Origin of the sequence: Burkholderia sp. BCC1047 (assembly GCF_902833155.1) — a bacterium.
GTDB lineage: Bacteria > Pseudomonadota > Gammaproteobacteria > Burkholderiales > Burkholderiaceae > Burkholderia > Burkholderia sola.
In genome coordinates this window covers 1-2283 of sequence record NZ_CADFEH010000075.1, presented here as the reverse complement: position 1 = coordinate 2283, position 2283 = coordinate 1, and the positions used below count along the sequence as shown (strand labels likewise).

The following is a 2283-nucleotide window of genomic DNA, read 5'->3' as shown; positions in this document are numbered from 1 at the left end:
CTACGCCGATGATAGTGCGGATTCCCGTGTGAAAGTAGGTAATCGTCAGGCTCCTTAAGCCAGAAACCCCCGCCCGACCAGGCGGGGGTTTTTGCATTTCGGTGTCCCAAAAAGCATGTGGTGAGGTGTTACCGAGGCTACGTACGCCGGGCTCCTCTGCCGCAAACCATTGCAGCGTCCAACTGCCTCAATCGCTTCCATCTCCAGCGATTCCGCCGATTATTGATCATATCTTCGATCAAGCCCTCACTTCGCTCCCCGCAACGTATCGACAAGCGCGATTGCGCGGCCCCGCTTTCCCCTTCCTCCAGCCCGCTACCTCGTCTACTCCATTTTTGATCAACGAGATCCGACCGAGGGGCCGCCAGCGCCGTGTGTGTAGCGGGCCGGACGAGATCAAAAAACGGCGCAATTTCTTTCGACGCCCATTCGTTGACCGTCCTGTAACGCCCAAATTTCCTCGATGAGCGAATAGGCTGCACCTCCCAGGCGGTCGCGCTGTTCCCCCACCGGCGGGGCCATGTGCTGACTGCGCCGACGCTTGGCGCGTGTTCGGCGCGTCTCGTATTCGGACCGCCGAACGGAGAGCCTCCGGCAGGTTAGCTGGTGTACCGCGTTCTAGCTATGATCGCGCGTCAGCTTGAGCATTGCCGGACAGCGCACGTTAGATGTCGACGCTCTGGCGCCATATATCGGTTTTATAACGACTTCGGAGGCGTGAAGTACGGCGAAGGCGCCTGCATCGAATCGGCGCGGATATTCGTGTTCAGCTGGGCCAGGCGGGCGCGGCACGAGCAGTAGCGATATCGACTGTACGCGAAGATTCGCTGCGATAAGCCGGCCGGTGGCGTTAGGCGCCTTCCACGAAGGGGCGTAGGGCCGCCGAGCATGAGGACCACTCGATGCGGTGGCAGGAAGGTTATGGGGACGGTTGGACCTCCACGCACGTCGTCGCCGAGTAGCGGCTGTAAGCATCGCAGGGCCCGCAGAATCGCCGGATTTATCCTGGGGGACATCGTCGGACCAGCGCGTGCCGATTCATCCGTTGTGCGCGCGCTAGCCGATGGGCGCCCAACCCGCGCACTCGGCTTCGAGTGCGGTCTTCGACTGCTGATGCGCCCCAAGCGCCGAGCATCCCTCCCGGACTCCGCGGAGAAGCCATCAGCCAGGCCTGCAGTCGGATCTTCCTGATCGGCCGCGTGCGGCGCCGGGCCCTTGCCGCAGCGTGGCAGGTGCAGCTGCAACCACGAAGAATGTCGTTACAGAGCAAGCGGGCGCATGGAGCCTTGTGCCGGTGTGGGAGAGCGGCTCCAGACGAGTATCGTGCGTTCCCATGAAGCCGTCGAACACGGCTGTGGCCGAATTCGGTGATGGGGCTGACCCGCTGCAACCGCGAGAAGGACGCCCGCCCGTACACGGCGCCCGCAGCAAATGACCACCAAGTGGTCCGCGGCACCGGCTGCCGGACCTCGATTGCGCGCCGGAAGCACCACCAACCCTCCCGCGAGCAACCACAGCCGGCTCACCAAACCCGCCCGGCACGATATTTGCCGAAATTTTGTGTCTACCCGCTTGGCATTATGCGAAAGAGATCGTATGATGGCGGTCTTTCGTTTTTAGCGCAGATGCAGATCAGCGTTGAAGGCGGAGTCTGACGAAGATGTGGCGCCGGTCGGCAACATCTCGCGCTTGCCTTAGCCGGGCGAGAGCGGGGATCGGTGGGAAGCGGAAGTCGGGAAGAGAGTGAAAATAATCTTCCAGATATGCTTGACAGGAGTGCGATGCACCCCCATAATCGTCAGTTCTCTACGGAGGGGTGCCCGAGTGGCTAAAGGGGGCAGACTGTAAATCTGTTGGCTTACGCCTACGTTGGTTCGAATCCAACCTCCTCCACCAAGATATCAGCGCAGTGAGCGGCAAGGAATCGTTAGTGGCCCGTGCGGGTGTAGCTCAATGGTAGAGCAGAAGCCTTCCAAGCTTACGACGAGGGTTCGATTCCCTTCACCCGCTCCAGACCGCTAAGTTGAAGCGTAGCGCCCATGTGGCTCAGTGGTAGAGCACTCCCTTGGTAAGGGAGAGGTCGGCAGTTCGATCCTGCCCATGGGCACCAGCAGTAAAAAGTCAGTGTCTTGTTTGCGCGCGGCGCAACCTGTGAAATTCCTTCTGGGAGTCGAAAATGGCCAAGGGTAAATTTGAGCGGACCAAGCCGCACGTGAACGTTGGTACGATTGGTCACGTTGACCACGGCAAGACGACGCTGACGGCAGCGATCACGACGGTTCT

Annotated in this window: 1 protein-coding gene and 3 tRNA genes; all 4 read left to right on the top strand. The window is 60.5% G+C overall.

Annotated features, from left to right (window positions below; translation table 11 throughout):
* Positions 1–1810 precede the first annotated feature (1810 nt).
* Positions 1811–1896 (top strand) — tRNA-Tyr (locus HWX55_RS35840).
* Positions 1897–1939: 43 nt separating this feature from the next.
* Positions 1940–2013 (top strand) — tRNA-Gly (locus tag HWX55_RS35835).
* 22 nt (positions 2014–2035) lie between these two features.
* Positions 2036–2110: transfer RNA gene (locus HWX55_RS35830), tRNA-Thr, on the top strand.
* A 66-nt stretch (positions 2111–2176) separates the two neighbouring features.
* Positions 2177–2283: GTP-binding protein (locus tag HWX55_RS35825; RefSeq protein WP_033477657.1), on the top strand; the 107-nt coding region annotated here is incomplete at its 3' end.